The organism is Chryseobacterium sp. SIMBA_029 (assembly GCF_046535275.1).
Classification (GTDB): Bacteria; Bacteroidota; Bacteroidia; order Flavobacteriales; family Weeksellaceae; genus Chryseobacterium.
Map to the genome: position 1 here is coordinate 403,095 of NZ_JAWRXA010000002.1, position 21,596 is coordinate 424,690.

21 protein-coding genes are annotated in these 21,596 nt (G+C 36.1%); 9 read left to right on the forward strand and 12 right to left on the reverse strand.

All coding sequences use genetic code 11. From position 1 onward, the window contains the following. The first annotated feature begins 103 nt into the window (after positions 1–103). Together SB679_RS05015 and SB679_RS05020 are read left to right on the forward strand one after the other, a co-directional pair. The gene (locus SB679_RS05015; protein WP_410701114.1) at positions 104–1,474 is read left to right on the forward strand and encodes a rhodanese-related sulfurtransferase; all 1,371 of its coding nucleotides are present in this window, start codon (positions 104–106) and stop codon (positions 1,472–1,474) included. Between the two features lie 66 nt (positions 1,475–1,540). Next, positions 1,541–2,113 (forward strand): 5-formyltetrahydrofolate cyclo-ligase, encoded by a 573-nt coding sequence (locus SB679_RS05020; RefSeq protein ID WP_410701115.1) that lies wholly within the window; start codon positions 1,541–1,543, stop codon positions 2,111–2,113. Here the strand turns inward: SB679_RS05020 and SB679_RS05025 are convergent. After that, entirely contained in the window at positions 2,062–2,643 is a 582-nt protein-coding gene (locus tag SB679_RS05025; protein WP_410701116.1) for a hypothetical protein, read from the reverse strand. The genes SB679_RS05020 and SB679_RS05025 overlap by 52 nt on opposite strands. Beyond that, entirely contained in the window at positions 2,627–3,787 is a 1,161-nt protein-coding gene (locus tag SB679_RS05030; RefSeq protein ID WP_410701117.1) for a hypothetical protein, read from the reverse strand. The genes SB679_RS05025 and SB679_RS05030 overlap by 17 nt, the downstream gene beginning before the upstream one ends. A gap of 182 nt (positions 3,788–3,969) precedes the next feature. Here SB679_RS05030 and SB679_RS05035 point away from each other — a divergent pair, with 182 nt between their 5' ends. Next, positions 3,970–4,311: a hypothetical protein gene (locus SB679_RS05035; RefSeq protein WP_410701119.1), complete on the forward strand. Its 342-nt coding sequence runs from the start codon at positions 3,970–3,972 to the stop codon at positions 4,309–4,311. A 163-nt stretch (positions 4,312–4,474) separates the two neighbouring features. Here the strand turns inward: SB679_RS05035 and SB679_RS05040 are convergent, their stop codons facing one another. Then, positions 4,475–5,242 (reverse strand): TrmH family RNA methyltransferase, encoded by a 768-nt coding sequence (locus SB679_RS05040; protein WP_410701121.1) that lies wholly within the window; start codon positions 5,240–5,242, stop codon positions 4,475–4,477. Positions 5,243–5,395: 153 nt separating this feature from the next. After that, the gene (rmuC, locus tag SB679_RS05045) at positions 5,396–6,904 is read right to left on the reverse strand and encodes a DNA recombination protein RmuC (protein ID WP_410701122.1); all 1,509 of its coding nucleotides are present in this window, start codon (positions 6,902–6,904) and stop codon (positions 5,396–5,398) included. 147 nt (positions 6,905–7,051) lie between these two features. Between rmuC and SB679_RS05050 the strand changes: the two genes are divergently transcribed. The 5 genes from SB679_RS05050 (at position 7,052) to SB679_RS05070 (ending at position 14,683) form a co-directional block, all read left to right on the forward strand. Next, complete coding sequence (locus tag SB679_RS05050; protein WP_410701123.1) at positions 7,052–7,726, forward strand: response regulator transcription factor; 675 nt, start codon at positions 7,052–7,054, stop codon at positions 7,724–7,726. After that, positions 7,726–9,096, forward strand: a complete 1,371-nt coding sequence (locus SB679_RS05055) for an ATP-binding protein (protein WP_410701125.1) — start codon at positions 7,726–7,728, stop codon at positions 9,094–9,096. Before SB679_RS05050 ends, SB679_RS05055 begins: the two co-directional genes overlap by 1 nt. Positions 9,097–9,189: 93 nt before the next feature. Further along, on the forward strand, positions 9,190–10,464 hold the full coding sequence (locus SB679_RS05060; RefSeq protein WP_410701126.1) for a TolC family protein: 1,275 nt from the start codon (positions 9,190–9,192) through the stop codon (positions 10,462–10,464). Between the two features lie 2 nt (positions 10,465–10,466). Continuing rightward, on the forward strand, positions 10,467–11,585 hold the full coding sequence (locus SB679_RS05065; RefSeq protein ID WP_410701128.1) for an efflux RND transporter periplasmic adaptor subunit: 1,119 nt from the start codon (positions 10,467–10,469) through the stop codon (positions 11,583–11,585). Further along, a complete protein-coding gene (locus SB679_RS05070; protein WP_410701130.1) occupies positions 11,585–14,683 on the forward strand; it encodes an efflux RND transporter permease subunit in 3,099 nt (1,032 codons plus the stop codon). The genes SB679_RS05065 and SB679_RS05070 overlap by 1 nt, the downstream gene beginning before the upstream one ends. A 66-nt stretch (positions 14,684–14,749) precedes the next feature. Here the strand turns inward: SB679_RS05070 and SB679_RS05075 are convergent, their stop codons facing one another. From SB679_RS05075 to pncB, 7 genes are all read right to left on the reverse strand, one after another. Then, positions 14,750–15,505, reverse strand: coding sequence for a DUF5995 family protein (locus tag SB679_RS05075; RefSeq protein ID WP_410701132.1), 756 nt, complete (start codon positions 15,503–15,505; stop codon positions 14,750–14,752). 132 nt (positions 15,506–15,637) lie between these two features. Beyond that, the gene (locus tag SB679_RS05080) at positions 15,638–15,871 is read right to left on the reverse strand and encodes a hypothetical protein (protein WP_131368435.1); all 234 of its coding nucleotides are present in this window, start codon (positions 15,869–15,871) and stop codon (positions 15,638–15,640) included. A 137-nt stretch (positions 15,872–16,008) separates the two neighbouring features. Beyond that, positions 16,009–16,473, reverse strand: a complete 465-nt coding sequence (locus tag SB679_RS05085) for a hypothetical protein (protein WP_410701134.1) — start codon at positions 16,471–16,473, stop codon at positions 16,009–16,011. 28 nt (positions 16,474–16,501) lie between these two features. Beyond that, positions 16,502–16,873 (reverse strand): helix-turn-helix transcriptional regulator, encoded by a 372-nt coding sequence (locus SB679_RS05090; protein WP_410701136.1) that lies wholly within the window; start codon positions 16,871–16,873, stop codon positions 16,502–16,504. A gap of 77 nt (positions 16,874–16,950) precedes the next feature. Then, entirely contained in the window at positions 16,951–17,550 is a 600-nt protein-coding gene (locus tag SB679_RS05095; protein WP_410701138.1) for a hypothetical protein, read from the reverse strand. A gap of 1 nt (position 17,551) precedes the next feature. Beyond that, entirely contained in the window at positions 17,552–18,022 is a 471-nt protein-coding gene (locus SB679_RS05100) for a YciI family protein (protein ID WP_410701139.1), read from the reverse strand. Between the two features lie 37 nt (positions 18,023–18,059). After that, positions 18,060–19,238: a nicotinate phosphoribosyltransferase gene (pncB, locus tag SB679_RS05105; protein WP_410701141.1), complete on the reverse strand. Its 1,179-nt coding sequence runs from the start codon at positions 19,236–19,238 to the stop codon at positions 18,060–18,062. A 320-nt stretch (positions 19,239–19,558) separates the two neighbouring features. Here pncB and SB679_RS05110 point away from each other — a divergent pair, with 320 nt between their 5' ends. Next, entirely contained in the window at positions 19,559–21,097 is a 1,539-nt protein-coding gene (locus tag SB679_RS05110; RefSeq protein WP_410701143.1) for a hypothetical protein, read from the forward strand. On the opposite strand, the gene SB679_RS05115 is transcribed toward SB679_RS05110, so the two are convergent. Further along, positions 21,082–21,558, reverse strand: a complete 477-nt coding sequence (locus SB679_RS05115) for a Dps family protein (protein WP_410701145.1) — start codon at positions 21,556–21,558, stop codon at positions 21,082–21,084. The two genes, SB679_RS05110 and SB679_RS05115, sit on opposite strands and share 16 nt — an antisense overlap. Positions 21,559–21,596 lie beyond the last annotated feature (38 nt).

A 21,596-nucleotide genomic window follows, 5' to 3' on the forward strand; every position in this document is an offset into this window, starting at 1 on the left:
ATTTCCAGGTGTTCTTGAGGTTGGGGTGGTGCTGATGAATTAACTCAATTAAAAAAATCATTATATTTGCAAAAATATTTTTCTCACTTAAAACGTTTATAGCATGCAACTGTATAACACCTTAAGCGCAGAAGAAAGAGCTCAACTTATTGATGAAGCTGGTAAGGAACGTCTTACATTGTCTTTCTATGCGTACGCCAAAATTGAAGATCCCAAAAAATTTCGTGACGAATTGTTTATAGCCTGGAACGCACTCGATGCATTGGGCCGTATTTATGTGGCACATGAAGGAATCAACGCTCAGATGAGTGTTCCTGCAGATCAGTTTGAAGCGTTTCGCGATACATTGGAAGTATATGATTTTATGAAAGGAATCCGTTTAAATGTAGCGGTGGACCAGGATGATCATTCCTTTTTAAAGCTAACCATAAAAGTAAGACATAAAATTGTTGCTGACGGCTTGAATGATGATTCTTTTGATGTTACCAATAAAGGGATTCACTTAAAAGCACAGGAATTTAATAATTTGCTTGAAGATCCGGATACTATTGTGGTTGATTTCAGAAATCACTACGAAAGTGAAATAGGTCATTTTGAAGGGGCTATTACGCCTGATGTGGAAAATTTCAGAGAAAGTTTACCGATTATCAACGAGCAGTTACAGGATTTCAAAGAAGATAAAAAACTGTTGATGTACTGTACCGGTGGAATCCGTTGTGAAAAAGCCAGTGCATACTTTAAACATCAGGGTTTTAAAAACGTATATCAACTAGAAGGCGGAATTATTGAATATACCCGCCAGATAAGAGAAGAAGGAATACCAAGTAAATTTATCGGTAAAAACTTTGTATTTGACCACCGTTTAGGAGAACGAATTACAGATGATATTATTTCACAGTGCCACCAGTGTGGAAAACCTTGTGATAACCATACCAACTGTTCCAACGATGCATGTCATTTACTGTTTATCCAGTGTGATGAATGTAAAGCTGCAATGGAGAACTGTTGTTCTACAGAATGTCTGGAAATTACCCATCTGCCTTTAGAGGAACAGGTGAAATTAAGAAGCGGACTGCAGGTTGGAAATAAAGTGTTCAGAAAAGGAAAGTCTGAAGCATTGAAATTTAAAAAATCAGGTGATTTACCAGATAAACCTTTAGCAAAAGCAATAACAAAAAATGTTCGCCAGAAAATAACTGTCAAAAAAACATTGATAGGGAAAGCAGAACATTATTATACAAAATCAAAGATTGCACAGTTTTTAATTGAAAATAAAGAGCTTTCGGTTGGAGATAGAGTATTGATTTCAGGTCCTACTACTGGAGAACAGGAATTTACCATCACTGAAATTTATGGCAATGGAAGTCCTTGCGAAATTGCAAAAAAAGGAGATCAGATTACCTTTGAACTTCCATTCAGAGTTCGTTTATCGGACAAATTATATAAAATTGCACAGAATTCTGACAACGTATAACTTAAAAATGTGTTAAACTTCGTCCGGTTTGTTTGTTAGAAATTATTCAGTAAAAACGATTTGATCATGTTAAAAGCTGAGCTTAGAAAAAAATATATGCAAAAAAGAAAAGCCTTGTCTTCCGATGAGGCTTTCTTGTTATCTGAAAAGATTTTTAAAAATTGTATTGATTATTTTAAACCAACAGCAGGGCAGAAGATCCATATTTTCGTCCCGATTGAGAAGTTTAATGAAATTAACACCAAAGTATTCATTACGTATTTTTTAGAGCAGAATATCCGTGTGTATGTGCCTAAAATTGCAGATGGATTGATTTCAGTAGAAATCTTTCCTGATACAGTGTTTGAAACCAACAGTTGGGGGATTTCAGAACCGGTTTCTAACGAAGATTCTGGTGAAAACCACTTTGATTATGTCATTACTCCTTTGCTATACTGCGATAAAAAAGGAAATAGAGTAGGCTATGGCAAAGGCTTTTACGATGCTTTTTTTAAAAGCCTCTCTCAACACTCAAAAAAAATAGGGGTTAATTACTTTGCTCCCGATGAAATCATTGAAGATGTCTGGGAACATGATATTCCGTTAGATTACTTGGTGACTACCACCGAAGTACTGTCTTTCTTCAATGGTGCCGAGTAAAAATCAAGGAAGTAGAACTTAAATTCCTTTTTTGCTTTAGCTGTTGAAAGTAAAATATATTGGGCATTTTTCTCAAAAATTCCAAGAGATCTGTTTTTATTGTCGAAATATTCTACATTAAACTTTGCATAATCCAGAGTATCCAGCTTATAAAATTCTTTATAGACATTCAGGTTATTCACTTTTACGGTCTTTACTTTCAGGCTGTCCAATTCTCTGAACAGTTTTTTGAAAGTCAGTGTATCAGGCTTATGGAAATAGCTTTCCATTTGAGAATAGATGACGGTATCGATTTCTGTATTCCTATTACCCGACAGGTAAAGGGTAGACAGGTCCAGAAGTTCCTGTACTTTTTGTTTGGTAATCGTATTGACAGCCTGCATACTATCCATCTGCACCGCAGGATAACTTTTAGTATTGTTGCTGTTTCTTAGCTTATCCAGATCGCTTGCTTCGGTTTTATTTTTGCTGCAGGAAGCCAAAGCGAGAAGCATTAAGGTAAAAATTAAAAAATTATTTATTCTTTTCATCTGTACTTGCTATTTTGAATTTAATGGATATTATTTTCCCATTGTTATCTTTTTTCATCTCAATGACGTTAAGATTTTTCAATGATGTGGTAGGGGTAGTAACTAAAGTAATGTACTTCTGTTTGTCCAGTCTTTCTATACCGTAGGTTTTATTATCATATACCTGATAAATAACGGCATTGCTGCTGATCAGGTTTTCCAGTTGACTTCTTTTCTGTTTAAGAAGCTCAGGGTTCCCATTCGCATCTTTTACTGAGAAGTAATTAACGGCCATTTTGTAATCATCAGGCTTCATCTCAATCAATTCTTCTCCCGGAGCGTTTTCAAGGCTTCTATTGACCTTTAAAGATTCATAAAAAGGGGCGCTGATCTCCATGATGAGATTTTTGTCCTTCGTAGAATAGTAGAAACATTCTCCCGGTTTTATTTTATAGATCAAAGGCGACTCGTTTTCTTTCATTACTCTTATTTCAAGCGTATTGATCACGGAAGTTCCTCTGTCTGCATCTGTAAAGCAGTATTTATAGGTCTTTGAAAAAATTTCATCCTTAAATCCAAGGAGTCCTGTTATAGAAATCAGCACAGTTGTAACAATTGCCCAGATATTTTTTCTAAAAAAGTTTTTATTGGGTTTTGAAATTACATCTTTTTGATCAGTATTTTTATTTTCATTAAATACTTGATTATCAGGTGTTGATTTTTGTAAATCAATATTTTCTTGTAGCGTGGAATCAATTTTATTCTGCTGAATCTCTGTTTTTAAAGAAACAGGTGATTGGGCAACCGTTTCTTCTAATTCTTTCACTTCTTCATCACTTAAATCAGTGTCATCCTGAAGCAATTCTCCGGAAAAAAGATGCTGTTTTTTAAATTCATACCATGAATCGTAACCCGCATAGATGCTCAATAAATTGAGCATATCAATTCTTGGAATTTTAGTAACCGGTGAAGTTTTGAAATAGGTGTAAAAAGATTTTTCGCTGATGTTGCCTTTTGCTTTTTTGCGAAGGTCTTCCTGGAAATATATAATATCAATTCCTTTCCATTTTGAAATATCATCATGGGAAGGAGTGTATTCTTTTAAATATTGAGCCTGCACATCCTTTTTTAGCTGCTCAAAATGCAATAGATCTAAATCTGTCAATTTATTTTAAATAATTAAATTATTGATTATCAGTGATATTTAATTGTAAAACTATTTTACAAAGGTATTACAATTATTTTTCATAAACAACTTTTCTATCTGCTATACCTTTGTCTTGTTCAAATAACAGAACAGAAGAAAATTTAAAAAAACAATATTAACAAAATTAAATTTAATTTATTATGAAAAAGTCATTATTCGTAGCTGCTATCGCTGCAATCTCTCTAGTTGCTTGTAAAAAAACTGAAGCTACTTCTACTGAAGGAGGTGCTGATTCTGCTGCTGTTGCTGCTACTGATTCTGCTGCTACTGTTGCTGATTCTGCTGCTCACGTTGTAGATTCTGCTGCTACTGCTGCTGCTGGTGCAACTAAAGATGCTGCTGCTGCTACAACTACTGCTGCTGGAGATGCTGCTAAAGCTACTGCTGCTGCTGCTGGAGATGCTGCTAAAGGTGCTGCTGATGCTGCTAAAGGTGCTGCTGAAGCTGCTAAAGATGCAACTAAAGAAGCTGCTAAGAAATAATTCTAGCTCACGCTTAACAAATAAAAGAACCGTTTCACCTGGTGAAGCGGTTTTTTTATGCTTTATATTTTAGATATTCCTTTTAAAGATGGTTTCTAATAGTCGTTTATCCTAATGAAAGTCTATAGTCTGGTGTCTGAAATCTAATATCTGAATATCTTCCTTATCCCTTCTTCTGTTTCAAAGATTCATAGCAGGTAATGGCAACAGCATTGCTTAGATTCAGAGAATCAATGCTTCCAGCCATTGGGATCAATGTGTTTTTTCCTTTTCCTATCCAGAAATCACTTAAGCCTGAATGTTCGGTTCCGAAAAGGACAGCAGACCGCTGGCTGAAATCTCTTTTATAAAGGTCTTCTGCGCTCTCATCCATTAAAGTGGTATAGATGTTAAAGTTGTTTTTCTGCAAAAATTCTAACGTTTCGTCATTTTCAGCTTCAAAAATTTCCATTCCGAACAGACATCCTACACTTGATCGGATCACGTTTGGATTATAAAAGTCTGCTTTTCCGTTTGCTACAATCAGGGCATCAATTCCAAATGCTTCACAGCTTCTTAAGATTGCCCCGAGATTTCCCGGCTTTTCCACCCCTTCAACAATAATAACCGTAGAATTATTTTTTGGGTTGAAAGAAGATAATTCCGATTCTTTGGTATGGTAAATTCCTATAATTCCTTCCGAACTTCCACGGTATGCTATTTTTTCATACACCTTTTCGCTTACATGATGGATCTTTCCCTTTGGGATATCTCCTTTGAAAATGCTTTCACAGACAAAAAACTCTACAGCTTCAAAGCTGTATTGCTGTGCCCTTTCATTTTCCTGCTGCCCTTCTACCGTAAAAACTTTGGATTTTTTACGAAATCGGTTATCAGTAATAAGCTTAGTGATGTATTTTACTTTATCGTTCTGAAGACTTTCTATTAGCATGCTGCAAAATTATGTAAATTTTATGACTAGACTTCTTTAGTTGTTATGAAAAATAAGCAGGTAAGTAAAAAACAGACCCATAAAAATCCCGACTTCTGCTGGGAAAATATTTTTTGATCTGATGTTAATTTCTTTTAAAAGAAAGGAAATATACTATTCCTCATCATTCTCAAGATAAACCTGAGAGTTGTTGATCATACTTTGAGGCAGGTCTTTTTTATTTTTAATTCCCAATGATTTCAATTTCTGGGTCTGGATCACAAGATTGTCATTTCCTGTAGACAACTGCTTATAGGCTTCATTGTATACATTTTTAGCCTGATCCAGATTTCTCCCGACTTTTTCTAAATTGTCCACAAATCCTACAAATTTATCATAGAGTTTAGCTCCCCGTTCTGCAATTTCCATGGAGTTTTTATTTTGATACTCGCGTTTCCAAAGGTCAGCGATCAGCTTTAATGAAGTAATCAGGTTGCTTGGATTTAAGAGAAGGATTCTTCTGTCGTACGAGTAGTTCCATAAGTTTGGGTCTGCCTGCATTGCCGCAATATAAGCGGGCTCACTTGGAATAAACATCATCACGAAGTCCAGAGATTTTCCATAATCGTCATAAGCTTTCTGGCTCAGCTGATTGATGTGGTTTTTGATAGAAGACAAATGTTGGTTCAGCTTAATCATGTAGATGTCCTGATCGGTTTCATCTACCAACTCTGTGAATGCAGTCAGAGATACTTTAGAATCAATGATTACATTTCTTTCATCAGGGTATTTTATCACGGCATCCGGACGCATTTTTTTACCCGAAAATTCTGAAAACAGCGCTTTGTTATCTTCATCACGGAGTTCATGTTCAAGGAAATATTCCCTGCCTTTTACTAAACCTGATTTTTCAAGAATGCTTTCCAGAATCATCTCACCCCAGTTTCCTTGTGTTTTGCTTTCTCCTTTTAAAGCTCTTGTCAGTTTTTTTGCATCTTCAGAGATTTGCTGGTTCAGTTCTGCAAGCTCTTTTACCTTTTCTGCCAGAGAGAAGCGCTCTTTATTTTCCTTTTCATAGGCTTCGTTGACCCGGTTTTTTAAATCGGCAATTTTTTCCTGAAAAGGTTCAAGAATTGTTTTTAAATTGTTCTGATTAAGAGTGGTGAATTTTTCAGATTTTTCCTCTAATATCTTATTAGCAAGATTTTCAAATTGCAGTTTAGACTCTTCCTGAATTTTGGTGATTTCTTCTTTTTGGGTATTGAGAGATTGTTGTAATCCTTCATTTTTTGCAAAAAGTTCAGCATTTTTAGCGAAAATATCCTGTTTTTCAGCTAAAAGCGTGTCAATTTGAGCATTTAGCTTCACGTTGATATTTCTGTGTTCCTGAAATTGAGTGGCTACCGATGAGTATTCTGCTGAGATCTTTGCAAACTCATTTTTAAGGTCATTGAAAAGATCGGTCTGCTGTAAACTCAGTTCTTTTTCCTGATTGAGCGTAAGATGTAATTCCTGAATTTTCAGGTTTGCATTTTCCTGATCTGATGTACTTTTAATATATGCATTATTCAGTTCGTCATAAGAACTTCTTGAAACCGTAGACGATTTCAGCACAAAATATAAAATAACCGCTCCCAGAATTCCTCCGGCAATACATCCAATAATTAAATAGGTCAGCTCCATCTTTCAAAATTATGAAAAAAAGCCGGGTGTAAAAATTTATTGGAATAACTATCACTGCTTAAGATTTTATTAAAATAGATTCGCAGAGTGTATTTGATACAGGCTTATTTTTTTGAATCCTTATATTTATAGGAAATTTCAGGATCTATGAATATTTTGTTAGTTGAAGATGATGAGCGAATCAGTAAATTCCTTGTAAAAGGGTTGGGGGAAGCCGGGTACCAGATTGTGCTTGCAGATTCCGGGGAAAAGGCACGTGATTTTATCAACACCTATGATTTTGATATTATTCTGATGGACATTATGCTTCCGGGAATGGATGGAATGCAGTTGACCCAGCTTATCCGATTCAAAAAAAATTATACACCTATCCTGGTTTTAAGTGCGTTGAACAGTCCAGATGATAAAATAAAAATGCTTGATCTGGGGGCTGATGATTATTTATCCAAACCGTTTCATTTTGAAGAGCTGATTTCAAGAATCAAAGCACTCACAAGACGGAATAAATTGAGCTATCAGGAAGATACCGAACTTCTGTCGTGTGGAAATCTGAGGATCAATACCAATCTTCATAAAGTGATCCAGAACGATAAAGAAATTGAATTGTCTCCTACCGAATATAAGCTTCTGACTTTTCTGATGGAGCATAAAAACAGAGTATTGAGCAGAACACAGATCTTACATAATGTTTGGGGGATTAATTTTGACAGTACCACGAATGTCGTGGATGTTTATATTTCCTATATCCGGAATAAAATTGATGAAACAGAACAAAAAATCATTCATACCGTAAAAGGAACAGGTTACCTGGTTAAAGATTAATGACATTAAGAAACAGATTTACCCTGATTTCCAGCCTTTCATTCGGCATTGTTTCCATCGTTACGTTTGGAATCATTTTCCTGGCGTATTATGACAGTACGAAGATCTCTTATTTTGAAAGGCTGAAAAATACAGCACTGATTTCTGCGATTTACTACCTCGAAAAAGATGAACTCCCGAAAAACAGGCATGCTCAGATAAAACGCGAATACACCCACCTTATTGAAAACAAACAGGTCGCTGTATATGATCAGAATAATCAGGTGACTTTCGGACAGAACCTGAATGATAAAAATATTAAGCTGCAACATCTGCGGATTGCAAGAAACAGCAAAAGTGTGCAATTCATGGCGGATAATAATTTCTATTATGGTATTTTTTATCCGGATAATCAGGGGAATTTTGTGGTCTTTGCCAAATCATCAAGCTGTTCTTTTACCTCGCAGATGATCAGGCTTTCGGTGATTATGCTGTGTGTATTGATCATCGGGCTTCTGGCAATATACTTTTTGAGCCGGTATCTCTCTAAGGTAGTATACAAGCCAATTTCTAATGTGGTTGAGCGGATCAATAATGTAGAATATAACGATATTTCTAAAGCGATTACTTCTACCAATACCCATGATGAAATTGATGAGCTTATTAAATCGTACAATAAATTACTGGGCAGAATTTCTGAAAGTATTTTACTGCAGCAGAATTTTATCAATTATGTTTCCCATGAATTTAAAACACCTTTGACAGCCATTTCAGGAAATTTGGAAGTTTTTGCCCAAAAAGACAGAACTCCGGAAGAATATAGAAATGTGGTTAAAGAGTCATTAGAAAATGTATATGAGATCGAAAACATTCTCAATAATCTTTTATTGATGTCGGGGCTGACCAAACTTGAAAAATCTCACCAACAGGTACGAATTGATGAACTGATCTGGAAGATTTATGAAAAGTTACATCCTAAAGAGTTGGAAAATAACGATTCCATTAGTATTGATTTGCAAATTACAAAACCGTATTTGCTGGAGTTTCCGGGAAATGAAACGCTGTTATATCTGGCATTGTATAATCTTGTGGAAAATGCTGTTAAATATTCTGATCATCATCCGATTGTAATTACATTGCTGGAAAATAATCAACAATTGCAGATAGAGATTAAAGACCAAGGCAAAGGAATTACCGATGATGATCTCGGTAAAGTGACAGAAACTTTTTACAGGGGCAAAAATGTTGATCATGTAAAGGGGAGTGGCATTGGACTTTCGCTGTCTAAAAGTATTTTTGATCACCATCATATTGACATGGAAATTAATTCTGTGATCGGCCGGGGAACTACGGTTTCTCTTACATTTCCCAAAGTATCCGGGACACTCTAATCAAACTCTAATGTGGGCCTAATCCAATCTTAATTCTATTTGAATTGGGCTTTAATGTGCAGGAAATAGCTTTGTGGTCTTAAATATGAGACCTTGAAGAAAATTATTTTTACCGTATTGTACATTCATTTTTTCGGTTTCTTTTCAGCGCAGATTTCCGATACTCTATCGATTGGCAGAAAAGAAGCTGAATCGATCTTTATTGCGAACAATCTGGATCTTATCAGTCAAAAACTTGAGATTTCCCAGGCTGAAGCCCGTGTAGTACAGGCTAAATTCTGGCCTAACCCTAAACTAAGCATCAGTGAAGTCAATTTATGGCGAACTTATGATATTGAACAACAGCCTGCACTGATCGGAAACTGGGGAAAAAATACCCAGATCTCGGCTGAAATAGAGCAGGTAATACAAACCGCCGGAAAAAGACGGAAGAATATCGAACTTCAGAAAATTGAAGTGGATGGAGAAAAGTATGAGCTCCAGGAAGTGCTGCGTGAGCTTAAAAAACTCTTGCGGAATACCATTACCGAAATGATATACAATCAGGAGCAGCAGAAATTATATCATAACCAGATTTCTTCTATTGAGAAATTAACGAAATCCTATCAAAATCAATTGAATCTTGGGAATATCAGCAAATCTGAATACATCAGGCTGAAAGCTCAGGAAATTGAATTTAAGAAAAAGCTGATTTCCTTACATCAGGACATCGAAGAGCAGCAGGCAGAACTGAAAGCGCTGCTTATCATTCCTTCTTCATCTTATATTGTGATTTCAGATCCGTTGGAAATGCCGGCTCAACAGATTTCCGAATTGGAATTGTCCAAATGGATGAATATCGCCAAAGAAAACCGCTCGGATATTTTACTGACAAAAAACAAAGAAAAGTATGCACAGAAAAATCTGGAATTACAGAATGCTTTAAAGACACCGGATATTGCGCTGTCTTTAGGCTATGACCGCGGAGGAAATATCATGAAAGATTTTATTGGATTGGGAGTGTCGTTTGACCTTACAGTTTTCGACAGGAACAAAGGAAATATTCAGGAAGCAAAATTGGAAATCACCAAATCAGGTTACGAAACCCGTAAGAATATTCTGAAATCGGAAAATGAAATTGTTTCGGTGTTTCAAAATTACATCAGAACCCAGCAAATCTCTCACGAAATCGATGATTTGTATGAAACCACTTTAGATGGTCTGCTCACCAGCCATGAGAAAAATTTCAGACTCAGAAATATAAGCATGCTGGAGTATATGGATTTTCTGGATACGTATATCAGCAATAAAATGATCATCCTGGATACCAAAAAAGAATTAAATCAATATTACGAAAACCTGCAGTATGTTGTGGGACAAGATCTATAGATATGAAAATGAAATCGACTCAATATATGGCAGCAGCGGGATTTTTGGCAATGATTGCTCTCACAGACTGTGCCGGAAAAGAAAAAAATGAAGAACCCGGAGTTCAAAACTACTGTATTGGTAAAGAACTTAAAAAAGATCTGAAACTGGCGGAAGTAACGATGCTGCCCATAGAAGAAAGTATTACCCTGACTGGCGAAGTGGAAAGCAATTCTGATAAGACGGTTCCTTTTGTAAGCCTTGTCGACGGAGTAGTGACGGAAACCTATTTTTCATTGGGAGCTTATGTGAAGAAAGGGCAGGTGCTGGCTTCGGTAAAAAGTGTTTCCGTGAATGAAATGCAGGATGATACCAAAACTTTACAGGCACAGCTGGCAGTTGCTAAAAGAAAATTAGCCTCCGTAGAATCCATGTACAAAGATGATATTGCTTCCCAAAAAGACTTGCAGGAAGCCAGATCAGAAGTTGAAATCCTACAGTCTAATGTGTTGAAAATAAGAAAAAACAGAGAGCTATATTCTGCAGGCAGCAGCACGATTCAGATTAAATCACCGGCAGACGGATATGTTATTTCGAAAAATATATCCAGCGGAATGCCTGTAACAGCCGGTGGTGATCAGCTTTTTACCATTTCAAATCTGGAGAAGGTTTGGGTAATGGCGAATGTGTATGCTACCAATATGAGGCATGTATACGTCGATCAGCCAGTAGTAGTAAAAACACTGGCGTATCCTGATGAAAATTTTTCAGGCAAAATCAATTCCATTTCACAGGTTTTTAATGAAAATGAAAGGGTGCTGAAGGCTAAAATTATTATGGACAATCATCATATGAGGCTGAGACCGGGAATGTCTGCAGATATTGTACTTCCGGTAAATGCACAGAATAAAAGTGCCCTGGCAATTCCGGAAAAGGCATTGATTTTTGATAACAATCAAAGTTACGTGATTGTCTATAAAAAAGATTGTGCACTGGAAGTAAGGGCGGTGACTGAAGTGGCTTCCAACAGCCGGAATATTTATGTAGAAGGAGATTTGAAGCAGGGGGAAACGGTAATTGCTTCCAACGGATTGCTCATCTACGAAAACATGAAAAACCAATCCAATAATCCTACGAAGTAATGCGAAAATTTGTTCAGAATATAGTTTCTTTCTCGTTAAAAAATTCTTTACTCGTTCTGTTGGGAACATTTGTGTTGTTGGTAGGTGGAATTTATTCTTATATCCATACACCTATTGAAGCTTTTCCTGATGTTACGAATACAAGAGTGCGGGTGATTACCCAGTGGCCGGGAAGAAGTGCCGAAGAAATAGAAAAATTCGTTACGCTCCCGATTTCCAAGGAGATGAATACCATCCCGAATAAAACTTCGGTACGGTCCATCTCATTATTTGGATTATCTGTTGTGACGGTGATTTTTGATGATCACGTAGACGATTTTTATGCCCAGCAATATGCTTCCAACCGGTTAGGAAATGTGAAACTTCCGGATGGTGCCGATTACAGTATAGAACCTCCATCCGGAGCCACTGGAGAAATTTACCGGTATATTATTAAAAGTAAGCTGCCGATTAAAGAATTAACATCCATTCAGGATTGGGTGATTGAAAGAGAGTTGCTCGCAGTTCCCGGAGTGGCAGACGTGGTAAGTTTTGGTGGCGAAGAAAAAACGTATGAAATTAAAATTAATCCAACAGAATTACACAATTATGATCTTTCGCCGCTTGATGTGTATGAAGCAGTTTCTAAAAGCAATATCAATGTCGGCGGAGATGTAGTTTCAAAAGGCGACCAGGCTTATGTAGTCCGAGGAATTGGACTGTTGGAAAGTAAGGAAGATATTGAAAATATTCAGATTGAGGTAAAAGGATCAACGCCTATTTTAGTAAAGCATGTGGCTGAAGTGAAAGTTTCAGCAAAGCCAAGACTGGGGCAGGTAGGCTACAACAAAGAAGATGATGTTGTAGAAGGAATAGTTATTATGCTTCGTGGGGAAAACCCTAGTGAAGTGATTGGCAGGCTGAAAGATAGAATTACAGAATTAAACGGCGGTGAATTACCGGGTGATGTTAAAATTCTTCCCATCATCGATCGTACAGAACTGGTGAATACCACCGTGCATACCGTTTCTAAAAACCTGGTAGAAGGAATTATCCTTGTTTCTATCATTGTATTTATCTTTTTATATAACTGGAGAACCACATTTATTGTAGCGTCGGTTATTCCGCTGGCATTTTTGTTTGCGATCATTATGCTGAAAATTCAGGGGCTTCCGGCTAACTTAATTTCAATGGGTGCGCTTGATTTTGGACTTCTCCTCGAAGGAACACTGGTGATTGTAGAACATGTTTTTGTTGCCCTCGAGCTCAAAGCCAAGAAAATTGGATTGGAACGCTTCAATAAAATGTCCAAACTTGGAATTATCAAGAAAAGTGCAGGCAGCGTAGCCGGATATATTTTCTTTGCATTATTGATTTTGATTGTAGCACTGATGCCTATTTTCTCTTTCCAGAAGGTAGAAGGGAAAATGTTTTCTCCCCTGGCATTTACACTAGGGTATGCATTGCTGGGATCTTTAATTCTAAGTTTAACGTATGTTCCGGCAATGTGTAAACTTTTACTCACCAAAAATATTGAAGAAAAAGAGAATTTCATTTCCCGTTTCTTTAGAGTAAACATGTTTAAATTTTACAGGTTCAGTGATCGTTACCGCAAAGGATTTATGTTAGGTTTCGTGCTGTTACTGGCAGTCTGCGGATGGAAATTTTCCAATTATGGTTCAGAATTTTTACCTAAGCTTAATGAAGGAGCTATTTATGTCCGGGCCACCCTTCCCAATAGTGTCAATCTGGATGAGTCGGTACGGCTAACGAAAGAAATGAAGAAGGTCTTAATGACGTATGATGAAGTACAGTTTGTAATGACTCAGACCGGACGTCCCAACGACGGAACAGATCCAACCGGATTTTTTAATATTGAGTTTAATATCCAGTTGAAACCGGTAGGTGAGTGGAAGAAAAAAATATCGAAAGACGACCTTCTGGAAGAAATGAGAATGTCCTTAGAAAAATATCCGGGAATTAATTTCGGGTTCAGCCAGCCGATTCAGGATAATGTTGAAGAATATGTAGCAGGGGTAAAAGCTCCGCTGGTGATTAAGATTTTTGGAAACGATCTCTTCCAGCTGGAAAATTATGCCAATCAGGTAGCCAATTCCATTAAAACAGTACCCGGAATTGCTGATGTGAATGTCTTTAAAAATATCGGACTCCCGGAATTAAGGATTCAGCTTCATGATTCTAAAATGGCCAAATACGGAGTTTCCACCGCAGATGCTCAGGCTGTCATTGAAATGACGATTGGCGGGCAGGCTGCCACAAAGTTCTACGAAGAAGAAAGAATGTTTGATGTCATGCTCAGATTTGAAAAACAGTACCGTGACAACCCTGAAAAAATAGGGAATATCCTGATTCCTACTAAAGACAATAAAAAAGTACCGTTGAAAGAAATTGCCACCATCGATTATCATACCGGACCTTCATTTATTTACCGGGAAGGAAACAGCAGATACATTGGGGTAGGATTCAATATTGAAGGGCGCGATTTGGGAAGTACGATTGCTGAAGCAAAAGCGAAAGTTGCTAAAGATGTTCACATTCCGAGTAATCATAAAATGACGTGGGCCGGAGAATTTGAAAGCAAAGAAAGAGCGGCGAAACAGCTGGCAATGGTAGTTCCTATCTCATTGGTGCTTATCCTGATGCTGCTGTATTTCAACTTTGGAAATATGAAAGATACGCTGATCTCTTCGGTAACGCTGGCGTTTGCATTTATCGGTGGGTTTTTATCCCTTTGGTTAACGGGAACTATTTTCGGGATTTCTGCAGGAATAGGATTTATCATTCTTTTCGGAGTCGCTACCATTGACGGAATTGTACTAATTGGCGTGATGAAAGAAAATTTACAGCATAAGATACCGCTAAAGAAAGCAATTGCAGAGGGGGTGAAGAGTAGAATTCGTCCGGTTGTAATGATTGCATTAATGGGATCAATGGGATTATTCCCGGCAGCCATATCCAATGGAATGGGTTCTGAAATTCAAAAACCGCTGGCCATTATGATTGTAGGAGGATTGATTATCTGTATGCTGTTATCATTCACCATATTGCCGATTATATTTTACTATGCCTACCGTAAAAAATATGTTGAAACTGAATAAGTTTTGAATACCCTTGTTAGTTTTTTTTATTGCCGGAACGATTGATTGTTCCGGCAATTTTTGTGATTAAACGGTTTTCGTTGATGCTAAGATTTCAATGTTTTTCACTACATCACTGCTTTCGCATTTCTTTAATTCTTTCATTAAAGCGGGGGTAAGGAGCTTTGGGTTTAATATTTGAGTGGCTACTTTAGCGGCGGCATAATCTACAATGGTAATGACAGATTCCTGTAAAAAGTTGGGAGTGTTGGAAGCAATAACTGCTGTAGCCCAGGAAGTGTCTCTGGCTCTGGAGATCGCGAAATCCAGCACCACATTATCATTGCCGTTAGAAAGTTTATCAATCAGATCAACCGGATAGCAGATTTTGTTCAAAGAATCCTGCACTTTCTGATTAATGGAAGCAATCACCGTATTAATGTTTTCAAAATCCTTTTTTAGCGGATTAATCTTTCGGTAAGGCATAACAGAAGCCTCTGAAATTCCAAGATCCAGATTGATATGGGCATTCATCCCTAAGAAAATGTGCTGTAGGATGAGAAGGTTTTTATTTTTTGCAGCTTCAAAAGCAAGATACCAGGCGTTTGAACATTTTTTACCCTTATTGTAGTTTTCCCAGGCATCCAGATATCGCTGCGCAAACGCGAGGTCAAGCATAGTCATTCTGGGATTGTCTTCAAATTTTTTCTGTTGAATTCCTTTTAATACCTGAGCGGTCATAATCCGGTATGTACAGGCAAAATATCCGGCAGGGCTTTGGTTTTCTTTGCACCAGATGATGATAGTATCCAGTTTTTGCAGAACTTCTTCAATGGTTTTCATGGCGGGTTTTTGTTTATTTAAAGATAATAAAAACCTGTCATCAGTGGTGTATTGGTTTGAAAACGAATAGAATGATCTTTTTGATCATGAAAAAGTGAGCCGGAAAAGCTCACTGTATTGGTGTTGATCAGATTAAGGAGTGATGGTAATCGGATCCGGAAAAGGCTCAAGCACCAATGGTTTGCACATGGCGGCCGGTTCGCATCTATTCCCCATGCATACGAAATTAGTCATAGTGGTGGAGCCGTCAGGACATTTAATCATGGCTTCGCCAGGACATCCTCCGGGGCATGGTGCCGGATATAAATACCCGCCGAATACCTCTTTCAGTTCTGTTCTTGAAAGTTTTGTTGAGTTCTTTTTCATGGAATTAATTTTTTGTTGGTTTTAATTTGTATAAATCTGAAAATGAACCTCTAAGGTAGTAAAAAATAAATCACCATGATGGTGCATATTGATTTATTTATATTTTGTTCAGTGATGAGAATGAAATATTGTTGTATTCAGCTTCCGCAGTACATATAATATGATGGTATATTGTTTTTTTCTTCTTCATTGTCTTGTGGAGTGAGACCTTCAAAAAATATATGATCACCGAGTTCTTTATTACTGACCTGATTTTGTAGTTGATACAGTAAATCAAGGGCGGGGAAGTTGGTATAATTGCTTGCTTTCAGCTTTGCACAAAGCTCTACCTGAAACATGCCATCGTCACTATTATCTTCGCTAAATACATCACTTTCGTCCCCCAATAATGTTTCATTGGCCGCCATATCTTCTTTTCCTTTGATCCACGCTTCATAGAATACGTTTATTTCAGGCGCATCTATTACAAGTTTGTAAGGTTCCCAGGATGCCTTTTCTTTTAAAATCAGGGTCTGATAGTCTGTGATTTCCTTATTGAAATCCTCGATACTATTGTAATTCTTCTTCTGAAAAGCCCAGAGAATGTTAGATAATAAGCCCATTTGTTTTCGGTTTTAAGAGAATATACGCTTATTTTTTCTTTTCCTTAAGTCTTGCAATTTCTTCTTTTAGTAACGTGATATATTCCTGAAGGTTATCAATAACTGAATTCGGGATATTATAATTATTACTATTATTTCCATTGATATTGTAAAAACCAGCTTGATCGCTTACCGTGTTATTTTCATTATTTATAATGATTGTAGCCTCTTCCTCCTGGTAAATTTCTTCTAAAGGAACGTCCATAAATTTTGCAATTTTTTCCCATTCCTCTCTTATAATTCTTACATCACCAGTTTCTTTTCTGCTGTAGTTAGACAGATCGGTAGCAATTGCATCCGCAATTTGCTGTTGGGTAAAGCCTTTTTGCTTTCTTAATCTGCGTAATTTTTCTTTTTCCATAACGGGTATTTTTACAAAAATGCGAATTTAAATTGTATTGGTAAAATCTGTTTTTCTTTAAAGTAGATTACTGAATTTTAATGGGTGCTGTTTATAACTAAAAAGAAATAGACACCATTAAGTACAGTTGCTAAAAATGAAGCGATAAATACAGCTAAATTAACTCTGGTTTTCCCTGTAATTAAACGTATTATCCAATAATTCATAATATAGGCAGGAATGAGCAATGAAAAGGCAAAAACTGACAGAAAAATAAATTGATAAAGAATGAGGAGAATAACAATGGTACTAATGACTGATGCAATGATAGCACCAATCAAACTGTATAGTATTGTTTTTGAATCGACTTTTAAGTTCTCAACATTCTTGTGTATTTGACTGTATTTTGCTCGAACAAGAAGGTGAATGTCTTCCCGGGATAGGATATCAGATTTTATTTTTGATAAACACTCGTTTTGTGATTGTTTATCCATAAAATACTGATGAATTTCCCGGATAATTCTGTTCCTTTCATTTTGTATTTCGTTTTGCTTTTCAATAATAGCATGAAAACTTTCCAGAGAACCCCTGGCTGCGATTTCTTCTAAGATTTCTTTATTTGCCTTACCCTGGTGATCAATTTGATTCGTATAAGATATAATCAGATCCTGTTCTGAAAAATTACTGTAAAAGCCCATTTTACGGATTTTCCTTTGCGATTTCTTGGTGATGTTTCAAATAAAGAGGCAGTGCAGCAGATCCGTACCACGGGAAAATTTCATAACTGAAAACACCGGCTTGTACTGCGGGGTCGGTTTTTACCCATGCTTCTGCTTCCTCTTTAGATTTGGTGTTGAAGATAAACATGCCCCGATAGTTTTCTTTATTTTTTTCTAAAAATGGCCCTGCCACAAGAATTTTACCTTCATCTGCCAGTTTCCCAATATTGGACATATGGCCTTTCATCAATTCGCCCATCTTGGCCTTATCTTCAATCTTTGTAGTTCCTGTGGTAAGCATCACGATGGTGTATGCTTTCATTCCATATTGATCTGCACCCAGAGAAGTAGCCAGCTCCTGGTTGAATGCCGGCTTTTCTGTTTTCTTTACCTGAGCAAAAGATAATGAGGCGATCAAAATACTAAGGGATACATAAATTTTTAATTTCATAGCATTGGTTTTATCAGTCTACGATCTGAAATCTAATTTAATCTTTAATTCTTAAAAACTCTTTAGCCAGTTCAATCATTTTTGGATCTCCGGTATATTTTCCGTGTTCGTCAGATAGTTTTACGGTAGGAATCCATTCTTTGTTGGAAGCCTGTACTCCGATTAATTTCATTACAATATTCATCGGTTTTAGTCCTACATCATTAGTGAGGTTGGTTCCGATCCCAAATGATACGCCTATTTTCCCTTTACAATAATTGGTGATTTCTTCTACTTTTTCCAGATTTAAGGCATCAGAAAAGATGATGTATTTGAATAAAGGATTGATTCCGTTCTTTTGATAGTGGGCAATCGTTTTGTCGGCAAATTCAAGAGCGTCTCCGCTGTCATGACGCACACCGTCAAAAAGTTTGGCGAATTTTTTATCAAACTGCTGAAAGAAAACATCCGTAGTATATGTATCAGAAAGAGCCACTCCAAGATCTCCTCTGTAGACATCTACCCAGTGTTCTAATGCCAGTTCGTTGGCCATTTTGAAACCATATTCCGCAGCATGGAACATGAACCATTCGTGGGCATGGGTTCCTATAGGTTTTACATTGTATTTCATTGCAAAATGAACGTTGGAACTTCCTATGAAGGTAGATTCTCTCTTTTGCGTAAGAGCTTCCATAACCAAATTCTGAACCTTATAAGAATGTCTTCTTCTGGTCCCGAATTCGGCAAAAGTAACTCCAAGTCTTGCCAGTGAATCTGCTTTTTCAATCGTTTTGCTCATTACTACTTCGTTGGAATCCCTTTCCATATGATTCATCTCGTAATGAAGTTCGCTGATTAAAGCCAATAATGGGACTTCCCATAAAATCGTTCTGTACCAAAGTCCTTCAACGGTAACGGTTAGGTCGCTTCCTTCCTGATGGATTTTTACTTCAGACGGATCATAATGATAACCTTCTAAAAAATCCAGATAAGGAAGATCCAGATATGGGCAGGTTCTTGCCATGAATTTTTTTTCATCCTTCGTAAGCTTGAGCTCAGCCATTTTGGTGACAGCTTCCCTCAAGGCCGCATCAAAACCAGCCGGGAAATGATGTTTTCCTCTATTGATAAATTCATATTTTACAATGGAGCTTGGAAATAATTTTACCACTGCATTTTGCATGGTTATCTTATAGAAATCATTGTCCAGTATAGAGTTTAATCGTACGTCGTGCATATTGTGTAATTTTAACGCAAATATAGTAATTAAAAATAAAAATCGTCTAAATGTAAGACGATTTTTTTGAAATATTTCCATGCTTTTAATGGAGTTATATTCCAAGATAAGAATTGTATATCCAAACTTCTTTCTCCTGTTCGGTAATATATTCGCTCATTTGAGAGTTTGATCTATGCGTAATTTTACAGTGGTATTTTGCATAATGCTGTAAAAATCATTGTCGAGTATTGAGTTAAAGGTTAATGCAGATATTTTTTTATAACAAAGTTTAATAATTATAATTTAATTTTGTTCTACATATTTATTTAGGCAGTAAAATGAAAAAGTACGGATTTATAAGTGTTTTTGTTTTTCTATTAGGCTATTTTTTTTACTTAGTTTCGGAGATTCTTTCTTTGCCAAAAGGTGTAGGCTATTTTTATCCTGTTGACGATGTTTATATTCATTTGGAGGTAGCAAAAAATATAGCTGATAAGTTTTTATTTTCTATCAACTCAAATTCATTTGATCCGGCATCTTCATCTATATTATATAGTTTTTTTTTGAGCCTTTTAATAAAAGTTTTTGGAGATTCATCTTATTATCCTTTGTTTATTAATCTTACGTTTGGGGTTTTAACAAGTTTTTACGCAACCAATTTTGTTGTCCTTCAATATGGAAAGAAGTTTGCTCTGTTTTTTGCTCTTCTGTTACAGCCGTTAGCAATGATTTATCTTTCCTCTATATTAGGAATGGAGCATACCATTCATATATTCCTAATAGTTTTGTTTTTTATTTTTTATAATAAATTAGCTTTAGGAAATGTAAAGGCTTTCTCGCATTTATTAATAGTTGTTTTTTTTCTCGGAGCAGTAAGATTTGAAAGTATGTTCTTCATTTCTGCCGTTATTTTTGTTTTTATAGGTCAGAAGAAATTTAGACAGGGTTTGTTGATTGGTCTTGTCGGATTTTTCCCTATAATTATTTATGGACTATACTCTCTTCTTATGGGAGGTTTGTTTTTTCCAAATTCAGTACTTGTCAAAAGTAATTTTCATGTTTCAGATGTACAAAGTTTTATAACAATTTTGAAAAGCAAGTTTTTGAGTGTGGATTATATCAAATATTTACTTCCTTTCAGTATATTTTATTTTATATATGCTTTTTCCAGATATAGAAATTTAAAACTTCAAAGAGTTCTTGAAATGGAAGCATTGCCAATCATAATTTTGCTTACATCTTACGGACAGCTCATTTTTGGAATAATGACATTTAGATATGAAAATTATTTGATGATTGCCTATCTTTTTATTTTAGTTAAAATTTGTGATTATTATCTTAAAACTTCAGATTTCTCTATTCCTAAACTTTCTGCTGTTTTATTTATAGGCTACTCAGTAGTTTTTGGGCTATTCAAAATGTATTGGTACCATCCGGTTTTATATACTGATTCTAAAAATCTTTACTACAATCAATATAAACTCGCACAGTTTTTAAAAAAGTATTATCATTCTGAAACAATCGTAGCCAATGATATTGGCGCAATCACCTATTTTACGAATATTGAAGTTTTAGATATGTATGGATTGGGTAGTACAGATATTGCAAAATATAAATATAAAAACTTTGGTAAGAATGATTTTTCATATTTTATGGGAGAATTGAGTAACCGTAAAAATGCGCGAATTGCTGCAATATATCCGGAATGGTTTGTGGGACAAATTCCCAAAAATTGGGTTTTGGTGGGAAAATGGAAAATGAGTAATTTCAGAAATCCTAATATAAGGTATGTCAATTTTTATGCTGTTACAAAAAGTGACATACCTTATTTAAGGAAAAGATTAAAAGAGTTTAAAGATAATTACTTCCCAAGATAAGAGTTATACATCCATACTTCTTTTTCCTGCTCTGTAATATAGTCGCTCATTTGCGAGTTGGTTCCCTCATCACCAGCTGTATCAGTAATCTCTAGTAATTCTCTTTGTAAATCCAGTACCACCTTGAAAGAATTTAAAATATTCTCAACACTTTTTGTACCGTCGCTCACTTCTTTACTTTCCTTAATCGTAGATACTTTAAGATAATCAGAATAGTTATGGGCAGGCGTTGCACCCAGCGTTAGAATCCTTTCAGCGATCTCATCAATTTTTAAGACAAGACTGTTGTACAACTCTTCAAATTTCGGGTGAAGAGTGAAAAACTGATCTCCTTTGATGTTCCAGTGCGAACCTCTTGTATTTTGATAAAACACAGAATAGTTAGCTAAAAGGACGTTAAGCTTTTCTGAAATATTTTTACAGTCGGTTTCCTGTAAACCGATAATACTTGCATTCTTCATATAGATAGTTTATTTATTGTGTACCACAAATTTAGTAA